The following is a 1,207-nucleotide window of genomic DNA, read 5'->3' as shown; positions in this document are numbered from 1 at the left end:
ACAACTGAACTTGTGCGACAACAGGGGGGAACAGAATGAAACAGGTTATTGCGGAGCCAATCGAGAAAGCGCAAGAGGAGTTGACGGATGAAGAAATTGTCAGCATGTTTTTGGCAACTTATCACCACTCAAAGTACACGTTGCGAAATTACAAATATGCTATCGAACGGTTTCGAAGCTTCATCGGTAACAAAAGGCTTAAAGACGTTACCTGGAGGGATATCGAGCTTTATAAACTGAGCCTGCTCAAGAGGTATGAAAACAATAATCGCCAATATACCGCAGCGACTATCTCCGTATTGCTGGCTCCTCTTCGTTCCCTTTATAAGTGGGGAAACAGTCCAACTATTCAATTTTTCACCCACGATCCGGCAGCATGCATCAAGAAACCGAAGGTTTCGAATAGCAGCAACCGTCATTTTTTAACCAGAAACGAAGCCGTAAAAATATTACAGCAGTTAAACACGATGGGACTTCGCAATTATGCGATCGGTCTGACTTTGGTTTTGCTTGGTCTGAGAGTTTCCGAATTGGTTTCAATGGAATGGGATGATTTTCATACTGACCCCATGGGAACTTCCATTTGGTTGACCGTGCTGAATGGAAAAGGTCAGAAAGTACGGGAGGTGAAAGTACCCGATATGCTCTGGAATCAGCTCCATTTATACCGGATGGAAAATGGGGGAAGAGGCAAAGTTTTCCCGATTACCACCCGTCAGGTTGAACGAATCATCGAAATTGCCCGTAAAAAGGCCAATTTATCCAAGAAAGTAACGCCTCACTGGCTACGTCATACCAATGCAACCCTGGCTTTGTTAAACGGGGCGTCGCTTCAACAGGTTCAACAAACGTTGGGACATTCGCACATTAACACGACTCAACAGTACATTCATACGGTAGAACAGATTAAAAAAGCGGCTCCGGATTTTGTTGAAGACTGCTTGAAGGAAGTACTCTAGTGTATCGTTTCCCGTTAATGATCTGTGCGCCGATATGCTTGACGGCCATCCCATCGAACAGGACGTCATACGTACCTTGTTCGATGAGGCGGCCGTCGATCCATTTTATAGGACTATTTACACCCATACGATGCACCTATAAAATGCATTTTCTAAATGAAAATGATTGAAAATAACCATCTTATTATGATATATTTGTACCAGAATTTGCAGAATTATGTCGCAATATGTCGCACAAGTTCAGTTGT

General features: G+C 43.3%; 1 protein-coding gene. It reads left to right on the top strand.

Features of this window, described 5'->3' with window-relative positions:
- Positions 1 to 35 precede the first annotated feature (35 nt).
- Positions 36 to 959 (top strand): tyrosine-type recombinase/integrase, encoded by a 924-nt coding sequence (locus PACILC2_RS25625; protein WP_213531827.1) that lies wholly within the window; start codon positions 36 to 38, stop codon positions 957 to 959.
- Positions 960 to 1,207: the final 248 nt, after the last annotated feature.

The organism is Paenibacillus cisolokensis, assembly GCF_018403665.1.
In the GTDB taxonomy this organism is placed as follows: Bacteria; Bacillota; Bacilli; order Paenibacillales; family Paenibacillaceae; genus Paenibacillus_AH; species Paenibacillus_AH cisolokensis.
The sequence above is the reverse complement of the archived record's forward strand: the minus strand, read 5'-3'. Positions and strand labels throughout refer to the sequence as shown.

Coding starts and splice junctions, on each gene's coding strand:
- PACILC2_RS25625 (WP_213531827.1), top strand. CDS start 36: ATGAAACAGGTTATTGCGGAGCCAATCGAGAAAGCGCAAGAGGAGTTG.